Annotated in this window: 16 protein-coding genes; 4 read left to right on the top strand and 12 right to left on the bottom strand. The window is 33.4% G+C overall.

Going from position 1 to position 17031, the window contains the following annotated elements; all coding sequences use genetic code 11:
- The first annotated feature begins 228 nt into the window (after positions 1–228).
- Positions 229–1833 carry a phosphoenolpyruvate carboxykinase (ATP) gene (gene pckA, locus SOM12_RS11275; RefSeq protein ID WP_320493482.1) on the top strand — a complete coding sequence of 535 codons (1605 nt, stop codon included), beginning with the start codon at positions 229–231 and terminating at the stop codon, positions 1831–1833.
- Positions 1834–2078: 245 nt separating this feature from the next.
- Here pckA and SOM12_RS11270 read toward each other — a convergent pair whose 3' ends face one another.
- Positions 2079–3137, bottom strand: coding sequence for a phytase (locus tag SOM12_RS11270; RefSeq protein ID WP_320493481.1), 1059 nt, complete (start codon positions 3135–3137; stop codon positions 2079–2081).
- A 74-nt stretch (positions 3138–3211) separates the two neighbouring features.
- Entirely contained in the window at positions 3212–6022 is a 2811-nt protein-coding gene (locus SOM12_RS11265; RefSeq protein ID WP_320493480.1) for a TonB-dependent receptor, read from the bottom strand.
- Between the two features lie 236 nt (positions 6023–6258).
- On the opposite strand from SOM12_RS11265, the gene SOM12_RS11260 reads away from it, so the two are divergent.
- Positions 6259–7359: a DUF4407 domain-containing protein gene (locus tag SOM12_RS11260; RefSeq protein ID WP_095928186.1), complete on the top strand. Its 1101-nt coding sequence runs from the start codon at positions 6259–6261 to the stop codon at positions 7357–7359.
- 133 nt (positions 7360–7492) lie between these two features.
- On the opposite strand, the gene SOM12_RS11255 is transcribed toward SOM12_RS11260, so the two are convergent.
- From SOM12_RS11255 to SOM12_RS11220, 8 genes are all read right to left on the bottom strand, one after another.
- The gene (locus SOM12_RS11255) at positions 7493–8197 is read right to left on the bottom strand and encodes a PH domain-containing protein (protein WP_095928185.1); all 705 of its coding nucleotides are present in this window, start codon (positions 8195–8197) and stop codon (positions 7493–7495) included.
- A 71-nt stretch (positions 8198–8268) separates the two neighbouring features.
- A complete protein-coding gene (locus SOM12_RS11250) occupies positions 8269–8640 on the bottom strand; it encodes an MmcQ/YjbR family DNA-binding protein (RefSeq protein WP_095928184.1) in 372 nt (123 codons plus the stop codon).
- A gap of 6 nt (positions 8641–8646) precedes the next feature.
- On the bottom strand, positions 8647–8997 hold the full coding sequence (locus SOM12_RS11245; protein ID WP_320493479.1) for a DUF4260 domain-containing protein: 351 nt from the start codon (positions 8995–8997) through the stop codon (positions 8647–8649).
- A complete protein-coding gene (locus SOM12_RS11240) occupies positions 8997–9395 on the bottom strand; it encodes a GNAT family N-acetyltransferase (RefSeq protein ID WP_320493478.1) in 399 nt (132 codons plus the stop codon). Before SOM12_RS11240 ends, SOM12_RS11245 begins: the two co-directional genes overlap by 1 nt.
- 57 nt (positions 9396–9452) lie before the next feature.
- Positions 9453–10253, bottom strand: a complete 801-nt coding sequence (locus SOM12_RS11235) for a cyclase family protein (protein ID WP_320493477.1) — start codon at positions 10251–10253, stop codon at positions 9453–9455.
- A 79-nt stretch (positions 10254–10332) separates the two neighbouring features.
- Positions 10333–11487, bottom strand: coding sequence for a radical SAM family heme chaperone HemW (gene hemW, locus SOM12_RS11230; RefSeq protein WP_320493476.1), 1155 nt, complete (start codon positions 11485–11487; stop codon positions 10333–10335).
- Between the two features lie 80 nt (positions 11488–11567).
- A complete protein-coding gene (ruvC, locus tag SOM12_RS11225) occupies positions 11568–12122 on the bottom strand; it encodes a crossover junction endodeoxyribonuclease RuvC (RefSeq protein WP_095928179.1) in 555 nt (184 codons plus the stop codon).
- A 5-nt stretch (positions 12123–12127) separates the two neighbouring features.
- Complete coding sequence (locus SOM12_RS11220; protein WP_320493475.1) at positions 12128–13795, bottom strand: WG repeat-containing protein; 1668 nt, start codon at positions 13793–13795, stop codon at positions 12128–12130.
- A gap of 179 nt (positions 13796–13974) precedes the next feature.
- Between SOM12_RS11220 and SOM12_RS11215 the strand changes: the two genes are divergently transcribed.
- Both SOM12_RS11215 and SOM12_RS11210 read left to right on the top strand, forming a co-directional pair.
- Entirely contained in the window at positions 13975–14919 is a 945-nt protein-coding gene (locus SOM12_RS11215; protein WP_320493474.1) for a hypothetical protein, read from the top strand.
- Entirely contained in the window at positions 14916–16019 is a 1104-nt protein-coding gene (locus tag SOM12_RS11210) for a glycosyltransferase family 2 protein (protein WP_320493473.1), read from the top strand. The genes SOM12_RS11215 and SOM12_RS11210 overlap by 4 nt, the downstream gene beginning before the upstream one ends.
- Before the next feature lie 108 nt (positions 16020–16127).
- Here the strand turns inward: SOM12_RS11210 and SOM12_RS11205 are convergent, their stop codons facing one another.
- Positions 16128–16613, bottom strand: coding sequence for a hypothetical protein (locus SOM12_RS11205; RefSeq protein ID WP_095928176.1), 486 nt, complete (start codon positions 16611–16613; stop codon positions 16128–16130).
- A gap of 34 nt (positions 16614–16647) precedes the next feature.
- Positions 16648–17031, bottom strand: a complete 384-nt coding sequence (locus SOM12_RS11200) for a hypothetical protein (RefSeq protein WP_095928175.1) — start codon at positions 17029–17031, stop codon at positions 16648–16650.

Genomic DNA, 17031 nt, shown 5'->3' with positions numbered 1-17031 from the left:
ATGTGACTTTTTTGTATTTTCTGTTGTCAAACAAAAATAATATAACAAATTCGCGTATTAGGTTGTAAATAAACAAATTAGAGGCGGTTATTTTTTTCTTTTTATAATTTTTAAAGTGAAATTTCTCTTTTTTCATATAAATTAAAGTGAAATTTAAGTATTTTAAAAGAAATAAAAATAAATCTGTAATTTTGCTTTAAACAAAAAATCACACACAACTTAAAACTTATGGACACTAATACAGTTTTCGCGCAATCGATTTCGTTAAAAGAGTTAGGAATTGAAAATGCAAAAGTTCGTTATCAACTATCTGCAGATGAATTACATGCGATTACTTTGCAGTCAGGACAAGGTGTTGAGAATTCTACAGGAGCGTTAGCAATTAATACAGGCGAATTTACAGGTCGTTCTCCACAAGATCGTTTTATCGTAAAAGATGATATTACAAAAGATCAAGTTTGGTGGGGAAATGTAAATATCCCTTTTGAGCCCCAAGCTTTTGAAAAGCTTTATAATAAGGTAACAGCATTTTTATCAGACAAAGAGGTTTTTGTTCGTGATTCTTATGTATGTTCAGATCCAAATTATAGATTAAATGTTCGTGTTGTAACAGAAACTGCTTGGTCAAACTTGTTTTGCTACAATATGTTCTTACGTCCAGAAGATTCAGAACTGGCAAATTTTACTCCAGAATGGACCGTAGTTTGTGCTCCAAGTTTTATGGCAGATCCTGCTGTAGATGGAACACGTCAGTCTAATTTTGCTATTTTAGATTTTACTAAAAAAATTGCTTTAATTGGAGGAACAGGTTATACGGGAGAAATGAAAAAAGGAATTTTCTCTGCATTGAACTTTATTCTTCCGGTTCTCAAAAATACACTTCCAATGCACTGCAGCGCCAATGTTGGTGAAGCAGGAGATACAGCAATCTTCTTCGGATTGTCTGGTACAGGAAAAACAACTTTATCTGCAGATCCAGAACGTAAATTAATTGGAGACGACGAACACGGCTGGACAAACGAAAATACTGTTTTCAATTTTGAAGGCGGATGTTATGCAAAAGTGATTAATTTAACAGAAGAAAACGAACCAGACATTTTTAGAGCAATCAAAAAAGGAGCGCTTTTAGAAAATGTGGTTTTCAAAGAAGGAACAAACGAAGTAGATTTTGACGATGTTTCTATTACTCAAAATACTCGTGTAAGCTACCCAATTACACATATTGATAATGTACAGCCTGGTTTGGTTGGACATAATCCTAAAAATATATTTTTCTTAACGGCCGATTCTTTCGGAATTCTGCCTCCAATTTCAAGATTAAATCCAGGTCAGGCGGCTTACCACTTTATTTCTGGATATACAGCCAAAGTTGCTGGTACAGAAGCTGGTGTAACAGAGCCTCAGCCTAATTTCTCTGCTTGTTTTGGAGCACCATTTATGCCTTTGCACCCAACGCGTTATGCTGAGATGTTGAGCAAGAAAATGAAAGATGCGGGAGTAAAAGTTTGGTTGATCAACACAGGTTGGACAGGCGGACCTTACGGAATAGGAAGTCGTATGAAGCTTAAATATACTCGTGCTATGATTACTGCTGCATTAAAAGGAGAATTAGACAATGTAGAGTACGTAGATCACAAAGTGTTTGGAATTGCAAAACCACAATCTTGCCCGAATGTTCCAGAAGAAATTCTAAATCCTAGAAATACTTGGGAAGACAAAGATTTATACGATAAAAAAGCGTTAGAATTAGCTCAGAAATTCAAAGCTAATTTTGCCAAATTTGAAGAGTTTGCAAATGCTGAAATCTTAGCAGGAGCACCAATTACAGAATAAAGGGAATTATTTAATTCAAAGTAAAAAAGCTGTTCAGAAATGAACAGCTTTTTTTGTTTTTTGTGTTTGTTTGATACTTCTTCCTTGTCTCCCTGAGCGGAGTCGAAGGGCATTTCAATTGGAAACTTGGCTTCGACTTCGCTCAGCCTGACAATAAGTACTTTTTAAAGACATTGAAACGCAGTTTTCAGTACAGTTTAAAGGAAAGTACCGAAAAACTGCAATTTCAAATCAACACTGAATCTTTATTTCTTAGCTTCGTCGATGCGTTTTTGAATTAAATCCCAAGCATAATAATGGAAAGTCATTCCGTTGCTCATCGCTACAAAAAGTCCGTTTTTATATTTTGGTCCTAAGTTTACGCTCGTAACATCTGCACCATCACATTCGATTGTAGAAGTCGGAACTTCTGCCAATAAAGGATGATTATTTGGATTTTCTTTCGAACCTTCTCTTGGATAAACCATAAAAGAATTGGCCTGCTGATTGGATACTAAAATGTACCCTGTAGAATCTGTTTTTTTGTAAATCGCAATTCCTTCGTGATCTGCTTTGAAATCTTTCTGACCAAAGAAAGCCAGTTCTTTATTATCGTTTAAAGCTGGATCTGCTTTGTATTTTCTAACTCCAGCTTGCTCGTCGCAATAGTATACAAAACCTAACTCGTTATCCACAGCAATAGCTTCAATTTCTTTTTTACCGCTGTATGTTCCAAATTTGCGAATCACTTTTGCTGCAGCAAATTTTCCGTTTCCAGAAAGTTCATATTGCCATAAATAGCTTCCAGAAGGACCTGTTTTTCTGCCTACAATAGCAAATATTTTCCCATCAGTTGGGCGTGTGTATAAAGCAACTCCCATTGGGTCGCGTTGTGTTTCTCCATCAAAAACAGGAATTCCGCCGTTATCAATAGGTTCTAAATCAGGTAAACTGAAAATTCTGATTTTATTTTCTTCACGTTCAGTTGTAACCGCAACGTCTACTTTTTTTCCGTCAATAATCAATCCGTAAGCGATATCAACATTGTTTGGACGTTTTAACGGAATTGATTTTTTAAGGATTTTTCCATTCAAATCAAAAGCATACAAACCTCCGTCTGTGTCTTTATCTGTTCCAACAATAATACTTTTTGAAGCATCTGTTGGGTTTATCCAAATAGAAGGATCGTCTGTATCGTGAGGTAAAGCTTCGGTAACAGCTGTGGGTTTTACAGCGTTTGGCTGAACTGGGGCTAATTTATCGTCTTTACAAGCTGTAAATGAAACAGCTAAAAGTAAAAGAGCAACTAAAGATTTATTTTTCATTATGTTATATATTTTAATGCAATTAGACAGAGCGCTAAACTCTGTCTAATTTAAGAATTTTAAAAAAGTTCAGATTACAAGTCTAATTTCAATCCGAAATTGTAACGTGGCTGGTAATATTCAGCTTGTTTTGTATGAGCAGCAACTCCTTGATAGTAACGTAACGGTTGGTTGGTTAAGTTATTAGCTTCAGCAAAAAAGCGAAGTTTTGGCGTAATCTTGTAAGCAGCATTGGCATCTAAGAAAAACTGTTTATCATAGTAACTGTCTTTGTAAGACTCAGAACCTAATTCGTCTAAGTAATCAGATGTAAAGTTGGTTGAGATTCTTGCAGAGAAACGTTTGTTTTCCCAAGATAGAGATCCGTTAAACATATGTGGCGTTGTACCAGGAAGACTGATGTCATTTCTTTCGTTTCCGTCCTCATCGGCAATACCTTTTGCTTTAGATTGCGTGTAAGTATAGTTCAAATAGATGGCAAAACCTTTTAGGAATTTACCTGGCAAGAAATCCAATTGACGTTGGAATGCAACTTCAAACCCGTAAACATCTACATTTTCTCCATTTCTTGATTGTAAGAAAGACCAGTTTTCTCCTGCTGGAACTGGGTTTACTTGATTAGGGAAATCTGCAGCAAATTTCGCATCTGTATATTGATTGTCGCTGTAGTTATAAATGAAATCGTTTAATCTTTTGTAGAAAACACCTCCAGAAATTAAACCAACAGATTTGAAATAGTTCTCAGCCATGAAATCATAATTGTATGAATAAGTAGCTTTAAGATCTGGATTTCCAGCTGTAATTTCTTTATCGGCAGCAATATTGTTTACATAAGGAGCCAATGCATAATAGTTTGGTCTAGCCAACGCAGTTGTAGCAGCAGCTCTCAAAACTAAATCTTTTGTTGCGTTGTATTGGAATGAGATACTTGGCAGTAAATTAGTGTAAGAGTTGGTGTTGTTGATTTTGCTCTCTAATTCTTCCTCGTCTAATACACGGTTTCCTGTATAATCGATATGAGTATTCTCCACACGGAAACCTAAAACCATAGAAAGTTTATCGTTAAAATCCTGATCCCATCTTACATAAGCAGCAGTAATTCTTTCTTTAGCATTGTAATTTACAGCTAAATATTCTGCTGGATCTGCTTCTTTTTCGAATAGAGAAGCATTATTCAAATCTAAACTTCCTAAGTAAGAAGCTGAAGCGAAAGTTCCTGGAACATATTTACTTCCTGGATTAAAATCTTTTCCATCATAATAAGATGTCGGAACTTGCGATAATAACTCCATATCATCGTTAAGCGGTGTATAAGAATAGAACATATTGTTTCTTTCTTTTTCTTTCAAACGAAGTCTAAGACCCGTTCTCAATCTTCCTTTTTCTCCTGCAATTACAGAGAATGGGAAACGAATGTTTACTTTAGCACCAAATTCGCTTTCGCTTGTTTCGTCTGTGTTTTCAGTAACAGAGTCAAATTTAAATTCGTCAACAGATTCGCCAACAGTTGTCATCAAAGGAAATCTGATGTCAGATAAGTCTTCAAACATTTCTAAACCTTTTTGACGGTATTCAATATAACGCTCACCCGGACGGTACTCTCTAGCTTTTGCATAATTAGCAGACCAGTCTAAATCTAATGTAGAATTGATTAAGTGCTCTCCACGAATAGAATAGTTTTGAACTCTCTGATCTTCTAATCTTCTGTTTTTGTTTCGGTTGTTGTCTAAACCACCCTTTGTCTGACGTTTTACACGACCTTCAAAACCAACAATTTCTTCACCATTATAAAGTGGCTCAATATCATCGTAAGTAGTTCTAAAACGGTTTTCTCTATCATCTCTCCAGTTGTAGATTGCATTTGCAAAAATGGTATTGTTGTCATTGAATTTATAATCTAAAGCAACAGAAGCACTACGACGGATACGCTGTACATCATACTTTCTAATTTCAGAAGCTTGTAAATAGTCATTTCCAAACTCATCTTTTACCCATTCGTTTTCGATGTTGTCAGAACCGTAATCCACATTGTTATAAGATCCGCTAAAAACTACTCCTAATTTATCATTTGCAAAACGGTTACCATAAACAAAACCAGCAGTATAAGAAGCATGGTCACGAATTGGTAAATAACCTCCTGCAAGAGTTGCAGAAATTCTTTCTCCGTTTGGAGTTGCTCTTGTAATTAAGTTTACAGAACCCCCAATTGCATCAGCATCCATGTCTGATGTTAGTGTTTTGTTTACTTCGATTGTAGAAATCATATCAGATGGAATTAAGTCCATTTGTACGTTTCTGTTCTCTCCTTCAGCAGATGGAATACGGTCACCATTTAAAGTTACAGAGTTCAAAGATGGAGCTAAACCTCTAATAATAATGTTACGCGCTTCACCTTGATCATTCTGCATTGTGATACCTGGAACACGTTTTAAAGCGTCTCCAACGTTAGCATCTGGGAAACGTCCCATTTGATCTGAAGAAATTACGTTTCCGATGTTTTTGTTATTTTTCTGTTGATTCAGCGCTTTTGCCTGACCTTTTAAGATATCTCCAACAATAACTTCTTTCAGTTCATTCTCAGAAGCTTTAAGAGAAAAATCAATTACATTGTTTTTTCCTTGCTCCACTTTTATTTCTTGAGATAAAGAAGTATATCCAATATATTTTACTTCAACTTGGTAAGTTCCTTCATTAATATTTAATAATTCAAAACGACCGTTGTAGTCAGAAACGGTATATTTTTTCTCGCCTACAATTTGAACCATTGCTCCAGGAAGAGGCAGTTTGTCATCGGCGTCCAATATCTTTCCAGATATAATAGCCTTCTGAGCAAAACCTGTAAAGGCGAATAAAAAGAATGCTGTTAATAGATAGAATTTTTTCATTGTGTGTGTTTAGTTTAATTTCGGTTGCGAAACTAAGACCCGTGTATTACTAAAGCCTTGAAAAAAAATTAACATAGTGTTATGATTAGTCAGTTATTGCTTATAATTATTAATGTTTAACTAACATTGCGTTTTCAAACGTTTGATTCACAACTAAAAAGAAATTGATATTTTGACTGTATTTGAAAATTTGGCGTTAAATTTGCCATATCAATCACAATCAAAAATCATCAATCATGTTAAAACAATTTTTTATCCTATGTTCAGGAGCCGACCGTGATCTCTTGAAAGACTGCTCAGAAGGCGAACAAACCAAATACGTTGGTATTGGCGCCACCGTGTTCTTTACGGCAGTTATGGCTTTTCTAGCCAGTGCTTATGCGCTTTTTACTGTTTTCGATTCTATTTATCCCGCTTTAATTTTCGGATTTGTTTGGAGTTTACTAATCTTCAATTTAGACCGATTTATCGTTTCTACGATTAAAAAAAGAGATCGTTTCTTAGACGAATTCCTTCAGGCAACTCCGCGTATTGCTTTGGCTATTATTATTGCAATTGTAATTTCGAAGCCTTTGGAGATTAAGATTTTCGAAAAAGAAATCAATACCGTTTTATTGAAAGAGAAAAACGAAATGGAATTGGCCAACAAAAAACAAATTGGAACGTATTTCAAAACGGATTTAGATAAAAATAAAGCTGAAATTGCTGCGCTTAAAGCGGATATTGTAAAGAAAGAGAAAGAAGTAAACGATTTATATTCAGTTTATATTACTGAAGCCGAAGGAACAACCGGAACTAAAAAATTAGGAAAAGGTCCTGTTTATAAAGAGAAACGCGAAAAACACGATGCGGCCTTAAAAGAATTTGAAATACTTAAAAAAGCAAACGAAGCTAAAATTGCCGAAAAAGAAAAGGCGGGCGTACAGCTTCAGGCCGATTTAGATAAAAAAGTTTCGCAGACACAGCCTATTATTGAAGGTTTCGACGGATTAATGGCGCGCATCAATGCCTTAAATAAACTGCCTTGGCTTCCGTCATTTTTCATTATGCTGTTGTTTCTGGCAATCGAAACGTCTCCGATTATCGCTAAATTATTAGCTCCAAAAGGGGAATTCGATTTCAAGCAAGAAGAAGCCGAAACCGCAATGAAAGCAACTTTGACACAAAATAAATACCAACGTGAATTATTGGTTAAAACAAGTGCCGAAATGCATGATAAAGTGTACGCTGATATTGCAGAAGATAAAGGTTTATTCGATCTGCAACGAAAAAATGCAAAAGAGTTACTGGAACTGCAATCTCATAAATTTGTAGAAAAGCAAAAAGCGACTTTATAAGTACAAAGTGCAAAGTTTCTAAATACAAAGCTATAAATGCAAAGCCCGAAATAGAATCTCTATTTCGGGCTTTTTTATTTTAGACAAAGTCAATAATCTTTGTACTTTGTACTCAGAACTTTGTACTTTAAAATTACATATAACTTAAAATCTCTTTTTTGTAAGCATCATATTCTCCTTGCATGATCAAACCATTATCAAGAAGTTTTTTGTAATTCTGTAATTTATCAAAAAGTTCTTCTTTAGATAAATCACTTAATCTACGTTCTCCAGCAGGTTGAGTTGGTTGCGTCGGAAGCGGTTCAAAAGTTTCTGTCACAGCTGGAGCTGCAGGTAAAATTTCTGCAAAGCTTGTTACTTCTTCTGTTTCTACCTCTTCGATTTCGTCTTCAACTTCTGCTTCTTCCACAATTTCTTGAACTGGAGCTGCTGTCTGAACAGGATTTTTTAATAAATCTAATTGCTCTTTAGCATAGGTATACATTTTTCTAGCCTGAATTTTCGGAATATAATCTATAGAAATAATCAGGTCTGTATTAGTGCTAAATGAAAATTCAGAACCTAAAATATTTTCTTTTACAAATGAGCTTGTAATATCATCCCAAGTATAATCTGTAAAATTCATTGAAAGACCTAAGTTTTTAGGCGTGCAAATAATAATACGTTTATTGGTTAAGATTATACTATCAGGAAAAACAGTAATTGCAGGCTTTTTTTGCACGGCGATATAACCAACTTCTTCACCTTTCATTAATAAATCAGTAAGTTTCGAAGTTATTTTTTCAATCGCTTTTGGATCTTGTTCTTCGTTTAGAAATTTTTTAAATTGTTCTTTCATTGTTTATTAGTTGCTAAGTTTCAAAGCGGCTAAGCTGCTAAATTTTTTTTCTTACGATGCAAATGTAATGCCTAATTTTCTAATTCGATAATTTCATTTTGAATTTTCTTTGTCAAACTTTTGAAAACCAATTCGTATGAATGGTCTATAAGTTCCTTCACGAATTTATCAGGTAAATTTCCATTCAAAGCCACGGTATTCCAGTGTACTTTACTCATATGAAATCCAGGTTGTATTTCGTCATACTCTGCTCGAAGTTCCTGTGCGCGGTCTGGGTCGCATTTTAAATTTGCTGATTGCTCATTTTTTTCCCATTGAGAAAGCGAAGACAAAGCAAACATTTTTCCGCCCACTTTAAAGACCAAAGTGTCTTCATCAAAAGGAAAATGTTCGCTGACTCCTTTTTTTGAAAGACAATATTCGTAAAACGTTTCTAAATTCATAACTGTTTATTTACCAATTTCACCTAAATGCGTGTATTTAAAGCCTTTTTCATATTTAAGACCATAACCAAAAATTCGATCCATTGCCGAATGTGAAAATAAAATAATTCCCGCTAATTGCACCATTTCAATACTAAAATAAAATCCGATGGCATAAATTAAAAGCGCAATTCCTTTGTGATGAAAGATGTTATAAAGAAATGCTCCAGCTTTGTTTCCAAAAACATAGCCCATCATTGATAAATCGGGAGCTAAAATTAAAGTAAGAAACCACCACCATTCATAATTTAAGCGGTTGAACAAAAAGATTCCAAGAAGGAATAAAGCGATTTCCTCAAGTTTTAAAACTGTTTTCATTAGACTATTTTTTCCATCATCTTTTCAGGATGATTTAGTTTTGTAAATCCGAATTTCTCGTATAAAAAGTGAGCATCAGTTGTTGCCAATCGCCAGATTTTAACTTCTTGCAGTTGAGGCTCATTCATCATCGCTTGAATTAAAATTGATGAGTAGCCTTTTCCACGATGTTCTTCATCAATAAAAACATCCATTAAATAGGCAAAAACGACATAATCGGTTATCACACGTGCAAAGCCAATTTGTTTGTCCTCTAAATAAATTCCAAAACAAACCGAAGCATCAATCGTTCTTTGCACTTCATCAATCGTTCGTCCCGCAGCCCAATAAATGTCTTTTAAAAAATTCTGTATAAACGGAACGTCGAGTTTGGTTTTATCTGTAGAAACGGTTATCATTTTTATTTTAGATTTTAGATTGTAGATTTTAGATTTTGCAGTAGAATAATCTAAAATCTACAATCTAAAATCTGCAATTTTATATAGAATCGGTTTTGATGGACTGGCATCATTTTCAAATGAAGCGATTTGAAGATTTAGTATATAATTTCCATCTTCAATTTCGTCTGGAACATAAATCATCTCAGTAATTGTAGCATTTAATCTTGCATCAGAATTTAGATTTACTGTGTCTTTTACATTCCAAAATGCTTTATGCGCTAATAATTTTCCTTCGTCATGTTCTTTGTCCACACTTGGGAGATCAATCAGTAAATGCTGAATTTCGCTTTCGCGGATGAAAATTGCAGCATCTTCAGACAAATACGGTGGATTGGTATTCGAATATTTTCTTGATTTTTTATCTTTTTGATTGGGAAGAGTGCGAATAACTAAGGCTTCGTTTGTCACGCTGAGCGGAGTCGAAGCGCTATCCACTGCTGTCACATTGAGCGAAGTCGAAATGTTTTCTTTCGTAATCACAAAATCATCTCCAATCTTTTCAGGTTCAACCGTAATCAGTTTAGCAAAAAAGAAAAATTGTTTTAGAGATTGGTTAATACTGTAAAAATCATTGGTAATATGCCCCAAGCATTCCGTATGCGTTCCATGCCCATGTGGATTGAAGAAAATATTGTTGAAATTCGTAGATGATTTTCCTTCAGAAACTTTTCCAATCCAATCGCCAAAAACTACAGGCTCAATAACAGGTTTTTCGATGTACCACGCAATCGGATTTTCATCTGTATTGGTTAATGGAATAGAAATATCAATGGGTTTTGATAAGTCGATTTCGAAGTTGTTGATTTTTGCTAACACAAATTTGGATTTTATGCCGCAAAGACGCTAAGTCACAAAGTTTAATAAATTTGAGCCTTTATGCCTTCGTGGCTAATTTTTATTCATCCAAATTTAGATAAAATAAATCTGAAGCAATTCCATCTGTTAAAAATTTTCCTTTTGGAGTTGGTTTTAAAATGTTGTTTTCTATTGAAAGTAAATTGTCATTTAAGAACTTTTGAGCTTGTTCCAGTAAATAATTCAAATATTCTGATCCGAATTCCTTTTCAATTCTTTCTAAAGAAACGCCCCAAATGGTTCGCAATCCCGTCATGATATATTCATTGTAACGATCAGAAACAGTTAAGATTTCGGTTTCGATTGGAAGTTCGTTGTTCTGAATAGCTTTTAAATACAATGAATTATTAGCAATATTCCAGCCTCTTTTTACGCCGTCATAACTATGTGCCGAAGGTCCGATTCCGATGTATTTTTTGCCCAGCCAGTAAGCCGAATTGTTTTTGGAGAAATACTTTTCTTTTCCAAAATTTGATAATTCGTAATGAATAAAACCATTCTGTTGAAGCATTTCGACCAAAATCAGAAAATGGTTGGAAGCCACTTCGTCTTGAGGTTCAGCAACTTTTCCGGTTTGAATTAATTTGCTTAAAGCCGTTTTGGGTTCAACCGTCAAAGCATAACTCGATATATGCGGAATGCCGAAATTTAAAGCTGTTTGGATATTCTGTTTCCACATTTCGTCACTCATTCCTGGAATTCCGTAAATTAAATCCAATGAAATATTATCGAAATACTTTGTCGCTTCTTCTAAACATTTTTTGGCTTCCGCCGAATTATGGGCACGATTCATCATCTTTAAATCTTCTTCATAAAAAGACTGAATTCCGATGCTTAATCTATTTATTGGGCTTTTAGATAATTCCAGAATTCGTTCAGCAGACAAATCATCCGGATTAGCTTCAAGTGTAATTTCAGGGTTTTCTACAACTTTATAGTTTTTATAAACTTCAGAAATTAAAAAGTTTATTTCGTCATTGGTCAAAACAGAAGGAGTTCCTCCGCCAAAATAAATGGTTTCTACAATCTCATTGTCACTTCGAGCGGAGTCGAGAAGCTCATTTTTGCGCATGCCAATTTCTTTGGCTAATGCCAAAACCATCTCGTCTTTCTTTTTCATCGAAGTCGAAAAATGAAAGTCACAATAATGACAAGCCTGCTTGCAAAAAGGAATATGAATGTAGATACCGCTCATTTTTAATTAGATAATTAGAGAATGTGTCAATTAGATAATTTATTTGTTGTCTATAGAAAATATCTAATTATCAAATTGGCTCATTTCTTAACTCGATCCTCATTCTGTTTAACAAAAGCATCCCAACCAGAATAACTTTTTCCAGCCACAACTTTTCCCGAATTAAAGAAATGACAAACCGCTGCCGCTAAACCGTCTGTAGAATCGAGATTTTTTGGTAATTCTTTTAAGCCTAAAAGCTGTTGCAACATTTTGGCAACTTGTTCTTTACTGGCATTTCCGTTTCCGGTAATCGCCATTTTTATCTTTTTAGGTTCGTATTCAGTAATCGGAATGCCTCTTGAAAGTCCTGCTGCCATTGCAACACCTTGCGCTCGTCCGAGCTTTAACATCGACTGTACATTTTTGCCAAAGAATGGTGCTTCAATTGCAATTTCGTCAGGACAATGCGTTTCGATTAGTTCAATTGTTCGCTCGAAAATGATTCTTAGTTTTTGGTAATGATTGTCGTATTTGGAAAGCTGCAATTCGTTTAATTGCAGAAATTCCATTTTTTTATTGATTACTTTAATCAATCCAAAACCCATAATTGTGGTTCCGGGGTCAATACCTAATATGATGCGTTCTTGTGTCAATTTTTTTAATTATAGTATGAGAATTTATCTTCTACTTCTTGTGTTGAAATATTTGATTTAATAATCTCATTTTTATTGTTTACGATTGAATATTTTCCATTTTTCAGTACATAAAACTCAGCTTCCTTATTGTCTCCAAAAAATCCAAATTCAATATAAATTTTTTCATATACAAAAGGAATTACTTGTTCGTTTTGAATGGTTACCACTCCATATTTTTTATCTTTAGACAGAATAATCATTTTATCATTGTGATAAAAAAGATGATCATATATTGGTGGAATAACATTTTTTCCTTCTTTAGTAATTAAGCCTTCTTTATTGTCTTTAGTTACAAAATGATAATTTTTTCCAGGCCCGTATTCAACCCAGTTAGACATTTTACTGTATTGAAAAGGAATAATAATTCCGCCAAGTCTATCAATAACTCCATATTTACCATTTTTTTTGGCAATAAATCTATTTTTTATGTCATAAAAACATGGTGATAAATCTTCGAAATCAAAATAAAAAATAGGTGTTAGGTTTTTGTCTATTATTCCAAATTTGTTGTCCTTGTTTTTTATAACGTAATAATCCAATTCTCTTCTGTCGGTATAAATTGCTTTATTATCAATTGGATAGGTCGTTTTATTGTTAGAATCAATCAGACCAAATCTACCTTTATATTTTACAATTGCATTGTAATTGCTTCCAAAATCTTGAAATTCTTCATAAATAATAGGGATTATTAATTTGCCCTTTGTGTCAATTGCACCATATTTTCCATTCAAATCCTGAACATGATAGATTTTTTCAATTTTTTTATTTAAACGACAATAATCAAATGAAAAGTCTTTAATCTTGTCGTAAATTTTCTTCCCATTTTTATTAAGTAAAACTAAATAATTATTCTTTTTTGCTGCAAAAAATTCAGATTCATGATAAGATTCTTCAGGATGTTCTATCGTGTCATATTCTGTTTTTACGACTTCTTTTCCAAATTCGTCAATAATTCCATATTTATGATTTTTTGAAACAATCGCTATCCTATTTGAATTGAATATGTCACCGGTTTCATATTTTCCAAACGGAATTATCTCTTTTAAATTTTTATCTAAATAGCCAATTTGTTTGTTTTTTCGAACTAAGATCAATCCATTTTTCCAGAACGTATCTTTATAATTGAAACTTGTTGCAGCAATCTCGTCATAAATAAAATCTGTTTTTTGTTTTCCGAAAGAATCAAAAAAAGCCCATTTCCCTTGTTTTTTCACAGTAACTAAACTATCAAGAATAACTTGATTTGCGTTTTGATATACAATAGGAATTACTTCCTTTCCTTTTTTATCAATAAAACCATAAAGAGTGTTTTTCTTTACTAAAGCCAATCCGTTTTTACGGAAAAAAGTTTCGTTTTCAAATTGAATCGGAATTATAATTTTTCCTTTTCGATCAACAAAACCATATTTATTGTCCTTTTTTACGCAAGCTAATTCTTCCGAAAAAACAGTTAAGGCATCATATTCAAAAGGAACCACTATTTTTTCGTGAATATCAATATAACCGTATTTACTTCCTTTATTAGCATAAATCATCCCTTTTTCATCAATTAGATTTAGGAATTTATATTTTCCTAAAGGAATAATGACATTTCCTTTTTCATCATTATATCCCCAAGAATTTTGCCCCATAATTCTTTCGTACAATTTCGGAGAAGTGTTCTCAATCTTATTGCATGCCGTTATTAGCAGTAAGAGGAAGCCTAATATGATGCGTTCTTGTGTCAAGAGATTGTGGTTTCAAGTTTAAGGTTTAGAAAATTGACTCATTTTCTCACTTCCTAATTGCCACATTTGATTACTTTTGCGGCATGATTTCAATTCCTCACAAAGCTAAGCAATTCCTTGTTCTTCTGGCCAAACTTTTAATTGTTGGCGGCGCATTTTATTTTATTTATAATCAGTTGGCTAACAATGATAAATTAGACTGGCAGAAGTTTATTGCTTTGTTCCAAAAAAATCAATCGGTTTTAGGGATTTCGTTTATCTTGCTTTTGAGTGTTTTGAACCGTTATTTCGAAATTTTGAAATGGCAGAATCTAGCGCAGGTTATTCATAAAATATCGGTTTATGAAGCGACAAAACAGGTTTTGGCTGCTTTGACAGCAGGAATTTTTACACCGAATGGAGTAGGAGAGTATGCAGGAAAAGCGCTCTATTATCCGAAATCAGAAGCCAAAAGAGTGGTTTTCTTAAACTTAATCTGCAACGGAATCCAAATGATTTTAACGATCATTTTTGGGATTTTCGGATTACTCTATTTCAATGCGCAATTTAATGTAATTACAGCCAAAACAGTCTTGATTCTTTTTGGCGGATTTGTTCTGATTTTGATTTTATTATTCTCGATTAAAAAGATAAAAGTCAAAGGATATTCGATAGAAAAACTGATTCATAAAATCAATGAAATTCCGAAATCGGTTCATCAGAAAAATATCTTTTTAGGTATCTGTCGTTATTTGGTTTTCTCGCATCAGTATTACTTTTTGTTTTTAGGTTTTGATGTCGATTTGCCTTATTTAACTTTGATGGCAGCGATAACATCAGTTTACTTTTTAGCTTCTTCATTGCCAACTTTTCAGTTTTTAGACTTTGCAGTAAAAGGAAGTGTTGCGATTTACTTCTTCGGAATATTGGGCGTAAACGAATGGATTGTTGTATTTATAAGCACTTTAATGTGGTTTTTAAACGTAGTTCTTCCAGTAGTTTTAGGAAGCTTTTTTGTGCTGAATTTTAAAACGAAAACTCCAGAATGATTTTCGGATTGTTTGCCATATTAGCCATTTATATCGTTAGCATTTCTTTGCTGATTTATGGTTTTTTCAAGGTGAAACAATACCAGAAAAGTGATTTAAAGCCAAAAACAAGTTTTACGATAATTGTTCCTTTTAGAAATGAAAAAGAAAATCTCCCCCTACTTTTGGAAAGTTTTTCAAAGCTAAATTATCCAACAGATTTATTTGATGTAATTTTAGTTGATGATGCTTCAGATGAAAAATTTCAAGTCTCACATTTCACATTTCACATTTCGCAAATAAACAATATTCGGGTTTCAAATTCTCCCAAAAAAGATGCGATTACAACGGCAATGCAATACGTAAAAACCGATTGGGTTATTACAACCGATGCCGATTGTATTGTTCCTGAAAACTGGTTGTTGACTTTTGATAATTACATTCAGCAGAACAAAGTTTCCATGCTTGCTGGAGCTGTAACGTATCAATGTGAAAACTCTTTTTTAGATCATTTTCAGCAATTGGATTTAACGAGTCTGCAAGGCGCTACAATTGGAAGTTTTGGTTTAAATAAGGGTTTTATGTGCAACGGAGCTAATTTTGCTTATACAAAAGCATTCTTCGAAAGTTTAAATGGTTTTGAAGGGAATGATAAAATTGCCAGCGGAGATGATGTTTTTTTACTGCAAAAAGCGATTCAAAAGTTTCCTGAAAAAGTATATTATTTAAAAGCAGAAGAAGCGATTGTAACAACAAAACCAACCGAAAACTGGAAATCTTTATTTTATCAAAGAGTACGTTGGGCGGCTAAAACAAGTTCGTATAATAGCACTTTCGGAAAGTTTCTTGGATTAATTGTTTTCTTCGGAAATTTGAGTTTTGTAATTGGATTTTTCTCTCTTCTTTTAGGAATTTGCTCTTATCCAATTTTTGTAATTTTTGCTTTTTCCAAAATTTCAATTGACTTTATTTTGCTTTCAATAACTAATAGATTTTTGACAAAAACCAGAATTAAAAGTCTTTTGTTAAGTAGTTTATGGTATCCGTTTTTTAGTTCGACTGTTGCTTTGTACAGTTTATTTGGTTCTTATAAATGGAAAGGACGTCAATTTAGAAAATAACTCATTTTGAAATTGAGTGTCCTAGCCCTGATGGGAGCGGCATCCTTTTGCTTTTTTCTTTAAAAAGCAAAAGATATAGCGAACAGCAGGAATTAGCTCCTTATAAAATTACTTCTCGTCTTTTGCTTTTATAATAACAGGCAGAATAAACTGTGTTTTTACTGGAATACCGCGTTTTATGGCTGGATTTACTTTCGGAAAATCGACTAGGCGCGCGTGCAGAATGCTGTCAATTTTTATGGTATCGTAAACTACAGAATCTTTAGGAAACTGAGGTTCAAACTTCATAGTTGAGTTAGGAAAAACGGTTACTTTTACTTCGATGGTATCCAATTCTGGATATAAAATAGATAAAGTATCAACGTTGAGTTTTTCTTGAATAAGATTCGACATCACTTCAAAAAAACATTGCTGGCGAAGCTTTTTATCACCAATTTTATCGCAATCAGGCAAAGAAGGATATTCATCAACTTCTTTCCAGTTAATAGATTTCAACTCTTTTTGAAGTAATTCTTTTTCAGACGGAACCTGCTTCTCAAAGTATTGACAAGAATTAAAAAGGATACAAATAAAAAAAGGGAAAAACTGCCTCAAAGTTTTAAAATTGGATGATATAACAAAAATACGATTATTTTTTTTGAGAAGCTTTGTATTCTAAATAATCTTCATAGTTTTCCGAAAGCCAATTTTCTTTGTTTTTTTCTGCAACTTCCTTTTGATCAGGGTATAATTTGATAAGTCTGTCTGAAAAAGCTGCTATTTGAACCGTATAGGTGTAAAATTCAATTTTACTCAGAAGGATATTAGGATTGTTTTTTTTATTAAAAAAATCGAAAAACAGATTATCAAAGTCTCTCATAGAAAAATTTATTACTTTTTTCTTATTGCTGGTGTAAAGACTGTCCTGTATTGCTTTGTCATCTGTAGAAAGTTTCTTAGATTGAGCTATCGTATTTTCGCTAATGGAGAATACAAAGAATAGAAAAAAAACTATTTTTACAAGAGTTCTCAT

The sequence above is a fragment of the Flavobacterium sp. CFBP9031 genome, from assembly GCF_034044945.1.
Classification (GTDB): Bacteria; Bacteroidota; Bacteroidia; order Flavobacteriales; family Flavobacteriaceae; genus Flavobacterium.
The sequence above is the reverse complement of the archived record's forward strand: the minus strand, read 5'-3'. Positions and strand labels throughout refer to the sequence as shown.